Consider the following 15827-nt stretch of genomic DNA (forward strand, 5'->3'; position numbering starts at 1 on the left):
CGTTCTATAAACGCATCATTGTATTTTTTATGTATTTATAGAAATGAAAATCGCCTTGCTGGGTTGCGGTGAAGTGGGGTCCTGCTACGCGCAGGCGTGGACCGATGCCGGCCATCGAATGGCCGGCATCTGCGATCTGCGCCAGGACGAGGAAATGACCGCGCGCGCGCGCCGCTATGGCGCCGGACTGCACGCGGCGCCCGGACCCTGGCTGCGCGAGGCCGACATCGTGGTGTCGGCCGTGTACGGCCACGCCGCGCGCGAGGTGGCGCAGCAGAGCTTCCCCCACATGCGCGCCGACGCCGTCTACGCCGACTTCACCACGGCCGGCGCGGCCGACATGCAGGCCGCCGCGGCGGCCGCCGCCGCGCAGGGCATCGATTTCACCGACGTGGCGATCATGGGCGCCATCGCCTTGCTGGCCGAGCGCACGCCCTTGCTGTGCGCCGGCACGGGCGCCGACGCCGTGCTGCGCCTTGCCGAGAGCGGCGGGGCGCCGGCGCGCGCCATCGCCGGCGCGGCGGGCGACGCCGTGCGGCTGAAGCTGCTGCGCAGCATCATGACCAAGGGCATGGAAAGCCTGGCGGTGGAATGCCTGGTGGCGGCCGAATCCATGGGGCTGCGCGCCTCGCTCTACGAAGTGCTGGCGGACATCGACCGCACGCCGCTGACCGCCTTCATGGATTCCTTCATCCGTTCGCACGTGTTGCACGCCGGCCGCCGGCATGCCGAAGTCCGCGAGGCGCGCGAGCAACTGGTCGAGGCCGGGCTGGAACCGCTGGTGCTCGACGGCGTGGAGCGGCTGTTCGCGCGCACCAGCCGCGGCATAGACGCGGCCCGGGCCCGGGGCGATTTCGACGTGCCGGATTCGGTGGACGCGCGCCTGGCCTGGCTGGCGCCGTTGGCGCAGCGGCGTTGAGCGCGCCGCGTGGAACTGCCAGTCAAAAAAATCAAACCGTGTGAGGAAGACGATGAAACGCTTGAAGAACCTGTTGGCCGCCACGCTCGTGCTGGGCTGCGCCGCCGTGAACGCCGCCGACATGGGCGCGGCGCCCATTACCCTGATCTCCCCGTTTCCGCCCGGCGGCGGCACCGACACGCTGACGCGCATGATGGCCAGCGCGATCGGCCAGGACCGCGGCTGGAACATGGTGGTGGAGAACAAGCCCGGCGCCGGCGGCAACCTGGCGCTGGACGCCACCGCCCGCGCCCGCCCCGACGGCCACACGCTGGTGATGGCCCAGACCGACAACATCGTGCTGAACCCCTGGCTCTACAACAAGCTCAGCTACGACACCTTCAAGGATTTCAGGCCGGTCGGGCCGGTGGCGACTTCGCCCAGCGTGTTCGTGGTGCTGCCCGACTCGCCGTTCAAGACGGTGGCCGACGTGGTCAAGGCGGCGCAGGCCCGCCCCGGCCAGGTTTCGCTGGGCATTCCCGGCATCGGCGGCACCGGCGACCTGACCGGCTATCTGTGGCGCAAGGCCGCGAACATCGAATTGATGCACGTGCCGTACCGCGGCTGGGGCCAGGCGTTCCCGGACCTGGCCAGCGGCCGGATCGACATGTACGTGGGCTCGGTGGCTTCGCTGCTTCCGCAGATCCGCGGCGGCAAGGTGCGCGCGCTGGCCGTGGTCGCCAAGGACCGCGCGCCGGCCTTGCCCGACGTGCCGACGTTCGCGGAGAACGGATTCAAGGGCCTGGACCAGTCGATCTGGTGGGGCCTGATGGCGCCGGCCAAGACGCCGGACGACGTGGTCGCCACGCTGAACCAGGCCCTGCAGGCCGTGCAGTCCAACCCCGAACTGGTGAAGAAGCTGGAAGACGCCGGCTACAGCATCCTCAAGGGCACGCCCGACGACCTGGCGCGCCAGCACCGCGCCGACCACGAGATCTTCGGCAAGGTCGTGCAGGACGCCGGCATTCCCAAGCAGTGACCGCGAGCCATCGCAATTTTCCAGACAGGAGCAAAGATGATCGGTTTTGAGATCCATGCCCGCAAGCGCGCGGTGAGCAGGCAGACCGTGGAGAAGTTCAGCGGCATTCCGGTGGCCAACATCAGCGATTGCATGTCGCGCATGGCGGCGGGCGGCGCGCGCCTGCGGCCCATGCACGACGGCCGTCCGATGGCCGGCCCGGCCCTGACCGTGCGCACCCGGCCCGGCGACAATCTGCTGGTGCACAAGGCGCTGGAGCTGGCCCAGCCGGGCGACGTGATCGTGGTGGACGCGGGCGGCGACCTGACCAACGCGATCATCGGCGAAATCATGACCAGCTATGCGCAGGCGCGCGGCCTCGCCGGCATCGTGATCAACGGCGCCATCCGCGACTGCGGCGCGATACGGCGCGGCTCGTTCCCGGTCTACGCGGCCGGCGTGACGCACCGCGGACCCTACAAGGACGGGCCGGGCGAGATCAATGGCGTCATCGCGCTGGACGGCATGACGATCGCGCCGGGCGACCTGATCGTCGGAGACGACGACGGCCTGCTGTCGATCCCGTACGAGCAGACCGAGGCGCTTTATCAGGCGGCCTCGTCCAAGCACGAAGTGGAAACCAAGATGCTGGCGGACATCGCCGCCGGCAGGCTGGATACCTCGTGGATCGACGCCAGGCTCAAAGCCCTGGGCTGCACGGAGCGGCAGGCATGAGCGCAGCGCCGCGGCCGAAGGACACGATGCGCGTGGCCCGGCTGGATCTGTGGATCGACCCGGCGTTCGACGCGGACATCGGGCGCGAGCCGGGCCTCGCCCTGCAGGTGCTGCCCGCGCATGGCGACGCCGTCACGGCGGCCGGCTTGGCCGGCGCGCACGCCTACCACGTCAGCGCGGCCAAGGACGAGGTGCCCGCGCGCTGGCAGGTGTCGGAAAGCCTGCTGGCCGCATGCCCGCAGTTGCTGTGCGTGTCCTCCGGCGGCGCCGGCTACGACACGGTGGACGTGGCGGCCTGCACGCGGGCCGGCGTGGCCGTGGTCAACCAGGCCGGCGCGAATGCGGCCTCGGTGGCGGAAATGACCTACGCCTTGCTGCTGGCGCTGGTCAAGCGCCTGCGCGCCTCCCAGGCCGCGCTGCTGGCGGGAACCGCCGCCACGCGCGAGGCGCTGATGGGGCATGAAATCGAAGGCCGGGTGCTGGGCCTGGTGGGCATCGGCGAAATCGGCGCCAGAGTGGCGCGCGCCGCCGCCGGTTTCGGCATGCGCGTCCTCGCCTGCGATCCGCTGCTGCCGGCCGGGGAAATCCGACGCCGCGGCGCCGAACCGGCGGACCTGGCGGCGCTGCTCGACGCGGCCGACGTCGTCAGCCTGCACTGTCCGTTGAACGGCGAGACGCGCGGCATGTTCGGGGCCGAGCAGTTCGGGCGGATGAAGCCAGGCGCGCTTTTCATTTCCACCGCGCGCGGCGGCATCCACGACGAAGACGCGCTGCTGGCGGCGCTGCGGGACGGACGGCTGGCGGGCGCCGGCCTGGACGTCTGGAGCCAGGAGCCGCCGCCGCCGGACCACCCGCTGCTGCTGCGTCCCGACGTGGTGGCGACCTATCACACGGGCGGCGTGACGCACGAAGGCCGGCGCAAGGTGGCGCAAGGGTCCGCGGCCCAGATCGCCGCGATGCTGGCGGGCCGCCGCCCGGCGCGGCTGTTGAATCCGGAGGTCTGGCCCAGGTTCCTGGAGCGGCTGGCGCAGCGCCATGCCCCGCATGGCCTTCCGGTATAGTTCGACTACCTTGTTCCGGAGCCTCGCGCCACCATGTCCAGCGCCCGCGATTACGTCTATGGAGAGCTGCGCCGCCGCTTGATGGCGGGCGCTTTCATGCCGGGCGAGCGGCTGCGCGAAGAGCATATCGCGGCCGAGCTTTCCGTCAGCCGCACGCCGGTGCGCAGCGCCATCGAGCGCCTGGTGGCCGACGGCCTGGTCAAGCACGAAGGCCGGCGCGGCGCGGTGGTGCTGGGCTGGCAGGACCGCGACATCGACGAAGCGTTCGAACTACGCATGCTGCTGGAACCGTATTCGGCCAAGGCGGCGGCCGAACGCGCGACCCCTGAACAGATCCTCGAACTGGAGCGCATCAACCAGTGCATGCTGGACGCGGTCAATTCCAACGACCCCGACAGCGTGGCGCGCGTGCAGCACTACAACAACCAGTTCCATCACGCGCTGCTGAACGCCGCGCAATCGGCCCGGGTGCGCTCCATGGTGGAAAGCCTGCTCGATATGCCGATCATCATCGGCTCGTTCTACTTCTACACCAGGGACGACATGCTGCGCAGCGTGGAGCATCACCGCCAGATCATCGCCGCGCTGCGCGCGCGCGACGCGGAGTGCGCCCAGATCGCGGTGCGCTTCCATCTGGCTTCCACGCACCTGCTGTTTCGCAGCCACCGCAAGTCGCGCGCGTAGCCGGGCTACTTCCCGCGCCCATCCGCCTCGGCCAGCGCCTGCTCGATGATGGCGCGGGCCGTCCAGCGCGCGACTTCGGTGACCTCGGGCAGTTCCAGTTTCCAGATGTCCTTCAGCACCAGGAACACCTCGGTGCCGTACACCAGCGACAGCGCCTGGGCCACGCGGTCCTGCTGCGCCGGCGTGAGCCGGCCGGCCAGCGGCGCGATGGCGCGCTTCAGGATGTCGACGCGGTGGCCGCGCACCAGCCGGGGTTCTGCGCCGGCGCGTCCGGCGCTGGCCTCGGCGTGCTGCTGCAGGGACACCATGATGGCGGCGCGCAGCGGCGCCTCGTGCGATTCCAGCCGCGGATAGGCGAAGCGCAGCAGCTCGTCCACGCGCGTGGACGCGTCGGGCGCGGCCGAGTCCCAGGCCAGGATGGGTCCCAGGCTTTCGTCCACCACCGCGGCGATCAGCGCGCTCTGGCTGGGGAAATAGCGGTAGGCGGTGGCGCGCGAGACCTGGGCGTGCCCGGCCAGTTCGGCCACCGAAGGCGTGATGCCCTGCGCCATCAGGCGCTGGGCCGTGTCCAGCAGGGTTTTGCGCATGCGCGCGCGCGGGCCGTGCGGAGGCTCGCCGCTGGCCGCGGCCTGGGGGCTGGCGGGGGCGATCAGGCGGGCCGCGGCGGCCCCGGCGGGCGCTTTGCGGGCGGGGGATCGGGTTTGACGTGAGACAGGTGTCTCAGTATGATTCTTTCGTCTCATTTCTAGATTCTACAGGCCTCGCGGCCCCACATATCGAGGCGCGCACCGAGTGTAGCCGCCCGCGGAGGAGTCATGACGCATTCGAACCGGCGGGTCTACGTGGCCGCCACTTACGACACCAAGGGCCAGGAAGCCGACTACGTGGTGGCGCTGCTCAAGGGGCAGGGGCTGGACGTGGTGTCGGTGGACGTGTCCACCTCGGGCGCGGCCAGCGCCGCCCAGGTGCAGGCCCAGGAGGTCGCCGCCAGCCACCCGCAGGGGACGGCGGCGGTGTTCACCGGCGACCGCGGCACCGCCATCGCCGCCATGGCGCAGGCCTTCGAACGCTACGCCGCCGGGCGCGCCGATATCGGCGCGATGCTGGGGCTGGGCGGATCGGGCGGCACCGCGCTGATCACGCCGGCCATGCGCGCGCTGCCCATCGGCACCCCCAAGCTGATGGTCTCGACCATGGCGTCGGGCAATGTGGCGCCTTATGTGGGGCCGTCGGACATCGCCATGATGTATTCGGTGACCGACGTCGCGGGGCTGAACCGCATTTCGCGGCGGGTGCTGGGCAATGCCGCAGGCGCCATCGGCGGCGCGTTCCGGCAGGCGGCCAGCGCCGCGCCGGACGACGGCCGGCCCGCGCTGGGCATCACGATGTTCGGCGTGACCACGCCCTGCGTGCAGCAGGTGGTGCCGCTGCTGGAATCGCGCTACGACTGCCTGGTGTTCCATGCCACCGGCACCGGCGGGCAGTCGATGGAAAAGCTGCTCGACAGCCACCTGCTGGCCGGTGTGCTGGACCTGACCACCACCGAAGTCTGCGACCTGCTGTTCGGCGGCGTGCTGGCCTGCACCGAGGACCGCTTCGGCGCCGTGGCCCGCACGGGCGCGCCCTACGTGGGTTCCTGCGGCGCGCTCGACATGGTGAACTTCGGCGCGATGGAGACGGTTCCGGAACGCTATCGGGGCCGCAAGTTCTATCCCCACAACCCGCAGGTGACGCTGATGCGCACCACCGTCGAGGAAAACGCGCGCCAGGGCGAGTGGATCGCGGCCAGACTGAACCAGTGCCAGGGGCCGGTGCGCTTCCTGATCCCGGAGGGCGGGGTGTCCGCGCTGGACGCGCCGGGGCAGGCGTTCTGGGACCCGCAGGCCGACGCCGCGCTGTTCGGGGCGCTGGAGGCCAATCTCAAGCAGACCGGGCAGCGCCGGCTGGTGCGCGTGCCTTGCCACATCAACGACCCGTTGTTCGCCAAGACGGCGGTCGAACACTATCTTGAAATCGCTACACACTGAGGATTGCCGCCATGCCGCGTTTTGACCGCAACGAGCTACTGGACAAGTTCCGCGCCATGGTGCGCGCGCGCACGCCCATCGTGGGCGGCGGCGCGGGCACCGGCCTGTCGGCCAAGTGCGAGGAAGCGGGCGGCATCGACCTGATCGTGATCTACAACTCGGGCCGCTACCGCATGGCCGGCCGCGGCTCGCTGGCCGGTCTGCTGGCCTACGGCAACGCCAACGAGATCGTGGTGGAGATGGGGCGCGAAGTCCTGCCGGTGGTCAAAAAGACGCCGGTGCTGGCCGGCGTGAACGGCACCGATCCGTTCTGCGATTTCGACGTGTTCCTCGACGACCTCAAGCGCCAGGGCTTCGCCGGCGTGCAGAATTTTCCCACCGTGGGCCTGATCGACGGCAATTTCCGCGCCAACCTGGAAGAGACCGGCATGGGCTACGCGCTGGAAGTGGACATGATCCGCCTGGCGCACAAGAAGGGCATGCTGACCACGCCCTATGTGTTCAATGAAGACGACGCGGTGGCGATGACGCGCGCGGGGGCCGACATCATCGTGGCCCACATGGGCCTGACCACCGGCGGCTCGATCGGCGCGGAAACGGCCCTGACGCTGGACGACTGCGTGGCGGCCATCGACCGCATCGCCGCCGCCGCGCTGGCCGTGCGCCCGGACGTCATCGTGCTGTGCCATGGCGGCCCCATCGCCACGCCCGCCGACGCCCTGCACGTGCTGCGCGCCTGCAAGCACTGCCACGGCTTCTACGGCGCCAGTTCCATGGAGCGCCTGCCCACCGAACAGGCCCTGACCGCCGCCACGCGCGAGTTCAAGAACCTGACTTTCTGATCCCGTCACCACACTGGGCCGCGCGCCCGCAGGAGTCCGTATGCCGCACACCGTGCACGTCAGCGCCATCATCCATGCGCCGCTTCAGAAGGTCTGGGCCAGCTTCCGCGACTTCAACGGCCTGGCCGCCTGGCATCCCGGCATCGCCGAAAGCCGCCTGGAAGAGGGCGGCCGCCACGACGCCGTGGGCAGCGTGCGGTACCTGACGCTCAAGCCCTCGGGTTTCGTGCGCGAGCAATTGCTGATGCTGGACGATCCCGGCACGGCGCTGCGCTATTCCATCATCGAGACCGACCTGCCCATGCGCGACTACGTCGCCGGCGTGTCGCTGCATCCCGTCACCGAAGGCGGCCAGACGCTGGTGCAGTGGTGGGCCGATTTCCGCGTCGAAGGCGCGGAACTGAGCGACGTGGCCAAGGCCGTGGGCCAGGGCGTGTTCGCCGCGGGCCTGGCGGCCCTGGACGAGAAGCTGCGCGCGGCCAAATAAGGAGTGCGGGCGGTCACCCCACCCGCCTGCACCCCGCCGGCAGCTCCGCCGTGCGCAGATAATCCCGGATCGCCCCGATCAATCCCTCGGCGGCCGGGCTCAACGGATATTCCTTGGGCCGGATGATGCAGACCGTGCGCATCACCGTGGGCCGCGCCAGCAGCGCGTAGGCCAGCCCCGGCTCCAGCACGCGCTGGGCGGCCAGCGCGGGCAATAGCGCCACGCCCAGCCCGGCCTTGACCAGCGCGGCCTGCGAAGTGGTGCTGGACGCCTCGTAGAATGGCGCGGCCGCTTCGATCGGCAGGTCGGCGCGGGCGCGCAGCAAGGCCATGATGCCGGTCTCGTCGACCACGCCCACCAGCTTGCGCGGCGCCAGGTCGGACCAGCGCATCGTGCCGCCGCGGCCGGGGCGCAGCGCCGGGTCGTCCTCGCGGTACAGCACGCCGAAACGGTCTTCCAGCACGGCGTCGAAATGCAGCCCGGGCGCGTCGGCCCAGCGGCTGGTCAGGCCGAAATCGACTTCGCGCGCCGCGACCTTGCGCTGGATGCGGCCGGAGTTGTCGTCGCTCAGGTACAGGCGCACGCCGGGATGCCGGGCGCAGAACGCGGCGGACGCCGGCGCGATGATCTGGGTGATGGCCGACGGCGCGGCCGCCACGCCCACGCGTCCGCGCTCCAGCGCGCCGAAGCGCACCACGTCCTCGATCACCCCGTCGAAATCCGCCAGCAGCCGCATCACGCCGGGCAGGAAGGCCTCGCCCGCCGCCGTGAGCAGCACGCGCCGGCTGGTGCGCGCGAACAGCTGCGTGGCGAGCGCTTCCTCCAGCTGCTGCACCAGGCCGGTGACCGAGGACTGGGTCTGGAACAGGCGCTTGGCGGCATGCGTGAAGCTGGATTCCTGCGCCACCGCGACGAAGGCGGTCAGGTGCTTGAGCGTGACGTGCTTGGGCAGGCGATTCATTTCAAATCACGATAGATGGATCAATAAAAACAATTTTCCCAGATTGATCCGTGCGCCGATACTAGGCCTTTTCACCTCCCGGCAGGATAGGCAATGCGGCAGCACACTCTGGACCTCATCATCGAAGGCGGCTGGGTCATCGACGGGCTGGGCGGCCCGCGGCGGCGGGCCGACGTGGGCGTGTCGGGCGACCGCATCGCCGCGATCGGAGACCTGGCGCAGGCCGCCGCGGCGCGGCGCGTGGACGCCCGCGGCAAGATCGTCGCGCCCGGATTCATCGACGTGCACGGCCATGACGACCTGATGTTCGTGGAGCGGCCCGGCCTGGAATGGAAGACCAGCCAGGGCATCACCACGGTGGTGGTGGGCAATTGCGGCGTCAGCGGCGCGCCCGCGCCGCTGCCCGGCAATACCGCGGCGGCGCTGGCGCTGCTGGGCGAGACGCCGCTGTTCGCCGACATGGACGCCTATTTCGGCGAACTGCGCGCGCAGCAGCCCATGATCAACGTGGCGGCCCTGGTGGGGCACGCCAACCTGCGCCTGGCCGCCATGCGCGATCCGGCGGCCCAGCCGACGGCCGAGGAACAGCAGACCATGGAGCGCATGCTGGAGGCCGCCCTGGAAGCGGGCGCGGTGGGGTTCAGCACCGGGCTGGCGTACCAGCCGGGCGGCGCCGCGCAGCCGCCGGAGCTGGAAGGGCTGGCCCGGGTGGCGGCCGCGCGCGGCGCCATGCATACCAGCCATATCCGCAACGAGGGCGACGAGGTCGAGGCCGCGGTCGAAGAGGTGCTGTCAGTGGGCCGCAGCACCGGCTGCGCCACCGTGCTCTCGCACCACAAGTGCATGCTGCCGCGCAACTGGGGCAAGAGCCGCGCGACGCTGGCCAATATCGACCGCGCGCGCGCCGAGGGCGTGGACGTGGCGCTGGACATCTACCCGTATCCGGGCAGCTCCACCATCCTGATTCCGGAGCGCGCCGACCTCATCGACGACATCCGCATCACCTGGTCGACCCCGCATCCCGAATGCGGCGGGCGCTACCTGAGCGACATCGCGGCGCAATGGGGCTGCGACAAGACCACGGCGGCGCGCCGCCTGTGCCCGGCGGGCGCGATCTACTTCGCCATGGACGAAGCCGAGGTGCAGCGCATTTTCCGGCACGAGCGCTGCATGGTCGGCTCCGACGGCCTGCCCAACGACGCGCATCCGCACCCGCGCCTGTGGGGCAGCTTCACGCGGGTGCTGGGCCGCTACGTGCGCGAGGCCCGGCTGCTGACGCTGGAGGAGGCGGTCGCCAAGATGACCGCCCTGCCGGCGCGCGTGTTCGGCCTGGCCGGGCGCGGCCAGCTCACGGAGGGCGCCTGGGCCGACATCGTGGTGTTCGACGCCGACACCGTCGAGGACCGCGCCACCTGGGAGGCGCCGACGCTGGCCTCGGCCGGCGTCGAGCAGGTGCTGGTCAACGGCCGCCAGGTCCATCCGCCGCTGGCCGGGCAGCCGCGCCCCGGCCGCATCCTGCGGCGCGAGGCGATGGCGCAGCCCGCGGCCGATTCCCACCGATAACGACATCCACCATCCTTCACAGGAGACAAGCATCATGTTGCGCAAGACCTGCATCGCCCTGGCGCTGGCCGCCGTGCTGCCCGCCGCCCAGGCGGCCTTTCCCGACCGTCCCATCACCCTGATCGTGCCGTTCCCGGCGGGCGGGCCCACCGATATCGTCGGCCGGCTGGCGGCGGCCAAGGCGGGCGAGATCCTCGGCCAGCAGGTCGTGGTCGAGAACCGCACGGGCGCCTCCGGCACCATAGGCATGACCGCCACGGCGCGCGCCAAACCCGACGGCTACACCGTGGGGCTGGCCACCGTCAGCACGCACGGCACCGCGCCGCACCTGTTTCCCAAGCTGGCCTACGACCCGGTCAAGGATTTCACGCCCATCAGCAACCTGGTCACCAGCCCCAACATCCTCAGCGTGAACCCGGAATATCCGGCCCGCACGCTGGCCGACTTCGTGGCGCACGTGCGCGCCAATCCCGGCAAGGACGGCTACGCCAACGCGGGCGCCGGTGGGGTCAACGACCTGGGCATGATCTGGTTCCTGCAGCTCATCGGCGGCAAGATGAACAGCATCTCGTACCGCGGCTCGGCGCCGGCGCTGACCGACACCGTGGGCGGCGTGGTGCCGGTGATCTTCGACAATTTCCCGTCCTCGCTGCCGTACCTGAAGAGCAACCACCTGCGCGCGCTGGCCATCACGGGCACGCAGCGCAATCCGCGCCTGCCGGACGTGCCGACTTTCGCGGAGCAGGGCTACAAGGACTACGACGTGACCGCCTGGTACGGCGTGGTGGGGCCGGCCGGCATGCCCGACGAGGTGCGCGACAAGCTGGCGCAGGCGTTCGCCCAGGCGGTGCGCGATCCGGCGACGGCGGCCAAGATGGAAGAGACCGGCGCGTTCCCGCTGGGCAACACGCCGGCCGAGTTCGGCGCGCAGATCCGCACCGAGCGCGACCGCTGGAAGACGGTGATCGAGCGCGCGCAGATCAAGCTGCAGTAAGCCCGGCCGTTCAGTACACGTCGCGGCGGTAGCGGCCGTCGTGCTGCATGGCCTGCAGGCGCGCCGCGCCCAGGATGTTCTGCAAGGCGGCGTCCACGCCGCCGGCCATCCCCTGCAGGCTGCCGCAGACGTAGACCGCCGCGCCGGCGTCGATCCAGGCGCGCACCGCGTCGGCCTGTTCGCGCAGCAGGTGCTGCACGTAGCGGCGCTGCGGCTGGTCGCGCGAGAACACCGCGTCCACGCGCTCCAGCGTGCCGTCTCCGCGCCAGGCGTCGATCTCTACGCGGCAGAACCAGTCGTGCGCGGCGTTGCGCTCTCCGAACACCAGCCAGTTGCGCCGCCGGCCCGCGGCGCGGCGCGCCTTGATCAGCGCGCGCAGCCCGGCCAGGCCGGTGCCGTTGCCCACCAGCAGCAGCGGGCGGTCGTCGGCCGGCGCATGGAAATTGCGGTTGGCGCGCACGCGCAGATCGATGGCATCGCCCGGCTGGGCGATGTGGGTCAGCCAGCCGCTGCCCAGGCCCAGCGCGCCGTCGGCGCCGCGCATCTGGCGCACCAGCAACTGGATCGAGCCGTCCTCGGGCAGCGAGGCGATCGAGTATTCGCGGTGCGCCAGCAGCGGGCCGCCGGTTTCGCGGCGCGGGCCGATCTCGGCGATGTCGCCCGCCTGCCAGCCGGGCGCGACGCCGGGCGGTGGGGTCAGCGTCAGCAGATAGCAGGGGCCGCCCTGGCTGCCTGGATTGAGGTGGCGGCGCTCGGCCAGGCGCCAGGATTCGTAGACCGGCGCCTGCCAGTCGGGCAGGTCGCTGCGGCCGGCCAGCAGGCCCAGGTGGTGCTGCCAGTGCCGCAGGGCGGCCGGATCGCCGTTGTCGACTTCGACCAGGTCGAACAGCGGCGTCGCGCCCTGCGCGTGCAGCCACTCGTCCAGGCGATGGCCGAAGCCGCAGAAGTGCGCGTACTCGCTGTCGCCCAGCGCCAGCACCGCGTACTGCGAGCCGGCCAGCGCCGGCGCGGCCTGCTGCATGCGCTGGGCGAAGGCCGCGGCGGCGTCGGGCGGATCGCCTTCGCCATAGGTGCTGGCCACGAACAGCATGCGGCGATATTCGGCCAGACGCCTGCCGTCCAGCTGTTCCAGCGCGGCCACGCGCACCGCCAGGCCGCCGGCGCGCAGCGATTGCGCGGTCTGTTCGGCCAGGATCTCGGCGTAGCCGGTCTGCGTCGCGTAGGCGACCAGCAAGGTGTCGTCGGGGACCGGCGCGTCCAGGGCCTGTCGGGCCAGCGCCTGCTGCACGCGGTGGAGGTGGGCGCGGCGCCAGGCCCAGGCGCACAAGAGCAGCCAGGCCCCCACCATGCATGCCGCCGCGATCAACCGGGTTGCTGCCATGGCGTCAACGGAATTCGGCCAGCGCCTGGAACGCGGGGGTGGCCACGACGCGCCAGGCGTCGCGCTCGCGCAGGATGAACAGGGCCGCCAGGTCGTGGCGGCGGGCGTAGGCCAGGCCGTCGGCCTCGCCCAGCACGGTCAGCGCCGTGGCGTAGGCGTCGGCCTGCATGCAGCCGGTATGCAGCACCGTGACCGAAGCCAGGTTGTTGCGCACCGGCTGGCCGCTGCGCGGATCGATGGTGTGGGCGTAGCGCTGGTCGCCGCTGCCGGCGTGGCGGCGGTAGTCGCCCGAGGTGGCGATGCTGCGGTCCGTGAGCGGCAGCGCCAGCGCATGGCCGTCGCTGGCGTCGGGCACTTCGATGGCGACGCGCCAGGGCTGGCCGTCGGGCCGCGCGCCCCGGGCGCGCAGTTCGCCGCCGACTTCGACCAGGTATTGGGTGACGCCCAGGGCGTCGAGCGCGAGCGCGGCGCGGTCCACGCCGTAGCCCTTGGCGATGGAGGACAGGTCCAGGTAGGCGCCGCCCGGCTGCAGCGCCGCGCGGCGTTCGGCGTCGAGCTGCACGCGGCGCCAGCCGCAGCGGGCGCGCGCGGCCTCGATGGCGCCGGGCGAGGGCGGTTCGAAGGCGCGCTGGTGCGGCCCAAAACCCCAGGCGTTGACCAGCGGCCCGACGGTGGGATCGTAGGCGCCGCCGCTGTCCTCGGCCAGCGCCAGCGCGTGGCTCAGCACATGGAAGAACCCGGCCGGCAGCGCCTGCCAGCCCGGCTGCGCCCGGTTGTAGCGCGTGATGTCGGTGTCGGCTTCCCAGGTGCTCATCTGGGCCACCACGTCGTCCAGCGCGCCCTGGATGGCCTGGCGCGCGGCCGCTTCGGTGCGCCCGGCCGGCAGCGCCATGCGCGCCGACCAGGTCGTGCCCATGGTGGCGCCGGCCAGCGCCGCCGGGCGCGCCGGCATGGCGCCGTAGGCGACGCTTACGGCCGCGGCCGGCGCGCCGCGCGGGGCGTAGGAAGAAGAGGCCATGCGCCGGCTGACCGTCAGGGTTGCAGCACTTCGACCGTACCGGCGTAGGACAGGCGGCGCTTCTTGGCCTGCTCCACGGTGACCTTGGCGTCTTCCATGCCGGCTTCGATCCAGTACAGGCCGGGCTGCGGCCACTTCACCGTGAACTTACCGTCCTTGTCGGTCTTGAGCTCGATCTCGCCGACCTTGTCGCGATAGCGGCTGCCGCCGGGCACGACATTGACTTGCAGTTCCGCCGCGGGCTTGCCGTCGAGCAGCATCTGGAAGGTGGCGGGCTCGTCGGTGAACAGGTCGTTCGGGTGCGTCACGGGCGCCAGTTCCAGGCCGCGGCCGACCGGCTTGACGGCCGACGGCTTGCCGGCGGTGACGAAGGTTTCGACGCGGCCCACGCTCTGGGAGATCTCCAGGCCGTCGGCCTTGGCCGGCACCGCCTGCGCCAGGCCTTCCGGCTTGCCGAAGTAGCGCTTGTTCTTGCCGTCTTCCTTCCAGCGCGCGAACACGCCGTCGTTGACCACGGCCACGCGGTAGGTGCCGCTTTGCTTGAGCTGCAGGTCGAAGGTGCTGCGCAGCTTGCCGCGGTTGAGGTTCTCGGCCTCGGCCGGCTTGCCGTCGGGCGCGGTCACGGCCAGGCCGTCCAGGCGCAGCGGCGCGTGGTTGAAATAGAACTTGTCGTTGCCGACGGCGGCGTCGACCGTGACCCAGCTGTCGGTGCCCGACAGCACCGTCGAGGACGGCACCATCCAGACGTCATGGGCCTGGGCGGCGAAGGGCAGGCACAGGGCCAGGGCGGCGGCCAGTTTGGCGGTGGATTTCATCGTTGCGCTCCTAATCAGGGTTTCAGGTCGAGCGCGATGGCGCCCAGTTCGTGTTCGCCGCGGGCGGTCAGCTGCTCGGCCTTCTGCGGCGGCCATTGGAAGGGGATGCGCAGCAGCTCGCGGCCGCCGACTTCGCGCGCCGCCTCGACCACCATGGCGTACTGGCCGGGCTTGAGCTGCGCCAGCGGCTTGCTGGCGGCGTCGAAGCTGAGCGCGTGCTTGCCGACGGGCTTGGTCGCGCCGCTCACGCCGTCCACCGGAAACTGCTGGTTGCGGCCGCTGCGGCGCCACCACTGGCGCATGTCCTTGAGCCATTCGGTGCCTTCGTTGTTCTTCTTGGCCACGTCGTACCAGACGGCCAGGTCGGTGGCCACGCTCTGGTCGGGATTCTCGATCCAGATCGCCACGTAGGGACGGTGGTACTCGGCGACGTCGAGGCGCGGCACCTCGATGGACAGGCCGATGTCGGCCGCTTGGGCCGTTCGGGCGATCAGGCCGGCCAGCAGGGCCGACAGCAACAGCTTGCGCATGGAAGTCTCCAGGGGCGGATCAATGGATGAATAGCAGGGCCAGCACGACCGGGATCACCACGCCCAGCCCCACCATCGGCCAGGTCGCGCTGCGGTTGCCGGCGTGCATCTTCAGCAGCACCAGCCCGGTCAGCGAAAACACCAGACAGGCCACGGCGAAGATGTCGAGGAACCAGCTCCAGGCTAGGCCGGTGTTGCGGCCCTTGTGCAAATCGTTCAGGTAGGAGATCCAGCCGCGGTCGGTGCGTTCGTACTCGACCTCGCCGCTGGTCAGGTCGATGGACAGCCAGGCGTCGCCGCCGGCGCGCGGCAGCGACAGATAGATTTCATCGGCGGACCACTCGGCCTGGCGGCCCGCCGCGCCGGCGTCGAGCGTGTCGTCCAGCCAGCGCGCCACGGCGGCCGGCAGCGGCGCCTTGTTGCGGTCCAGGGCGGGGGGAGGGGACAGTTGCGCCAGTTCGGCGGGAGGAAGCTGGACCTGACGGCTGGTGACGACCGGCTTGGCCTCGATGTGCGAGGCGTTGTTCAGCGTGAGGCCGGTGATGGCGAACAGCAGCATTCCGAGCAGACACAGCGCCGAGCTGATCCAGTGCCATTGGTGCAGGGTCTTGAGCCAGTAGGCGCGGCGGCGGGGAGTGGTTGGGCTGTCCATGGGGTTTCGGATGAAAGCCCGCGGATTCTAACACTTAATGAGAATGACTCTTATAAGTGCCACGCGCGCGACCGCAAGAGGATTTCAATCGGTTTCGCCGCCGCGTGGCGCCCGGAGGGCTGCGGCGATAAGATAGGCCACCCTTGGCAAACCCCCGGAGG

General features: G+C 70.8%; 17 protein-coding genes. 10 read left to right on the forward strand and 7 right to left on the reverse strand.

All coding sequences use genetic code 11. The features are described from left to right. Positions 1 to 43: 43 nt before the first annotated feature. The 5 genes from AC1IQ6_RS10430 to AC1IQ6_RS10450 are packed head-to-tail and all read left to right on the forward strand — an operon-like array spanning position 44 to position 4396. On the forward strand, positions 44 to 919 hold the full coding sequence (locus AC1IQ6_RS10430; protein WP_479731497.1) for a DUF1932 domain-containing protein: 876 nt from the start codon (positions 44 to 46) through the stop codon (positions 917 to 919). Between the two features lie 52 nt (positions 920 to 971). After that, complete coding sequence (locus tag AC1IQ6_RS10435) at positions 972 to 1937, forward strand: Bug family tripartite tricarboxylate transporter substrate binding protein (protein WP_102772226.1); 966 nt, start codon at positions 972 to 974, stop codon at positions 1935 to 1937. 36 nt (positions 1938 to 1973) lie between these two features. Further along, positions 1974 to 2651, forward strand: coding sequence for an RraA family protein (locus AC1IQ6_RS10440; protein WP_111824757.1), 678 nt, complete (start codon positions 1974 to 1976; stop codon positions 2649 to 2651). Further along, positions 2648 to 3712, forward strand: coding sequence for an NAD(P)-dependent oxidoreductase (locus AC1IQ6_RS10445; protein WP_479731499.1), 1065 nt, complete (start codon positions 2648 to 2650; stop codon positions 3710 to 3712). The genes AC1IQ6_RS10440 and AC1IQ6_RS10445 overlap by 4 nt, the downstream gene beginning before the upstream one ends. Before the next feature lie 33 nt (positions 3713 to 3745). After that, positions 3746 to 4396: a GntR family transcriptional regulator gene (locus tag AC1IQ6_RS10450; protein WP_102772223.1), complete on the forward strand. Its 651-nt coding sequence runs from the start codon at positions 3746 to 3748 to the stop codon at positions 4394 to 4396. Between the two features lie 5 nt (positions 4397 to 4401). On the opposite strand, the gene AC1IQ6_RS10455 is transcribed toward AC1IQ6_RS10450, so the two are convergent. Further along, the gene (locus AC1IQ6_RS10455) at positions 4402 to 5049 is read right to left on the reverse strand and encodes a TetR/AcrR family transcriptional regulator (protein WP_102772830.1); all 648 of its coding nucleotides are present in this window, start codon (positions 5047 to 5049) and stop codon (positions 4402 to 4404) included. A 162-nt stretch (positions 5050 to 5211) separates the two neighbouring features. Here AC1IQ6_RS10455 and AC1IQ6_RS10460 point away from each other — a divergent pair, with 162 nt between their 5' ends. From AC1IQ6_RS10460 to AC1IQ6_RS10470, 3 genes are read left to right on the forward strand one after another with little or no spacing between them, the layout of a single operon-like run. Continuing rightward, on the forward strand, positions 5212 to 6423 hold the full coding sequence (locus tag AC1IQ6_RS10460; protein WP_102772222.1) for a Tm-1-like ATP-binding domain-containing protein: 1212 nt from the start codon (positions 5212 to 5214) through the stop codon (positions 6421 to 6423). A gap of 11 nt (positions 6424 to 6434) precedes the next feature. Next, a complete protein-coding gene (locus AC1IQ6_RS10465; protein WP_111824760.1) occupies positions 6435 to 7265 on the forward strand; it encodes a phosphoenolpyruvate hydrolase family protein in 831 nt (276 codons plus the stop codon). 40 nt (positions 7266 to 7305) lie between these two features. Next, entirely contained in the window at positions 7306 to 7752 is a 447-nt protein-coding gene (locus tag AC1IQ6_RS10470; protein ID WP_102772220.1) for an SRPBCC family protein, read from the forward strand. Positions 7753 to 7765: 13 nt separating this feature from the next. On the opposite strand, the gene AC1IQ6_RS10475 is transcribed toward AC1IQ6_RS10470, so the two are convergent. Then, complete coding sequence (locus AC1IQ6_RS10475; protein ID WP_102772219.1) at positions 7766 to 8713, reverse strand: LysR family transcriptional regulator; 948 nt, start codon at positions 8711 to 8713, stop codon at positions 7766 to 7768. A 93-nt stretch (positions 8714 to 8806) separates the two neighbouring features. Between AC1IQ6_RS10475 and AC1IQ6_RS10480 the strand changes: the two genes are divergently transcribed. Continuing rightward, positions 8807 to 10276, forward strand: coding sequence for an N-acyl-D-amino-acid deacylase family protein (locus AC1IQ6_RS10480; protein WP_485866284.1), 1470 nt, complete (start codon positions 8807 to 8809; stop codon positions 10274 to 10276). A 34-nt stretch (positions 10277 to 10310) separates the two neighbouring features. Further along, the gene (locus AC1IQ6_RS10485) at positions 10311 to 11270 is read left to right on the forward strand and encodes a tripartite tricarboxylate transporter substrate binding protein BugE (RefSeq protein WP_168202099.1); all 960 of its coding nucleotides are present in this window, start codon (positions 10311 to 10313) and stop codon (positions 11268 to 11270) included. A 10-nt stretch (positions 11271 to 11280) separates the two neighbouring features. On the opposite strand, the gene AC1IQ6_RS10490 is transcribed toward AC1IQ6_RS10485, so the two are convergent. From AC1IQ6_RS10490 to AC1IQ6_RS10510, 5 genes are read right to left on the reverse strand one after another with little or no spacing between them, the layout of a single operon-like run. Then, positions 11281 to 12651 carry a sulfite reductase subunit alpha gene (locus tag AC1IQ6_RS10490; RefSeq protein WP_485866285.1) on the reverse strand — a complete coding sequence of 457 codons (1371 nt, stop codon included), beginning with the start codon at positions 12649 to 12651 and terminating at the stop codon, positions 11281 to 11283. 4 nt (positions 12652 to 12655) lie between these two features. After that, on the reverse strand, positions 12656 to 13669 hold the full coding sequence (locus AC1IQ6_RS10495) for an FAD:protein FMN transferase (protein WP_485866286.1): 1014 nt from the start codon (positions 13667 to 13669) through the stop codon (positions 12656 to 12658). Between the two features lie 14 nt (positions 13670 to 13683). Continuing rightward, positions 13684 to 14484, reverse strand: a complete 801-nt coding sequence (locus AC1IQ6_RS10500; RefSeq protein ID WP_102772215.1) for a DUF4198 domain-containing protein — start codon at positions 14482 to 14484, stop codon at positions 13684 to 13686. 14 nt (positions 14485 to 14498) lie between these two features. Continuing rightward, entirely contained in the window at positions 14499 to 15014 is a 516-nt protein-coding gene (locus AC1IQ6_RS10505) for a DUF2271 domain-containing protein (protein ID WP_485866287.1), read from the reverse strand. A gap of 19 nt (positions 15015 to 15033) precedes the next feature. Beyond that, positions 15034 to 15666 (reverse strand): PepSY-associated TM helix domain-containing protein, encoded by a 633-nt coding sequence (locus AC1IQ6_RS10510; protein ID WP_479731503.1) that lies wholly within the window; start codon positions 15664 to 15666, stop codon positions 15034 to 15036. Positions 15667 to 15827 lie beyond the last annotated feature (161 nt).

This window comes from Achromobacter sp. MUI-25009338 (genome assembly GCF_057359325.1).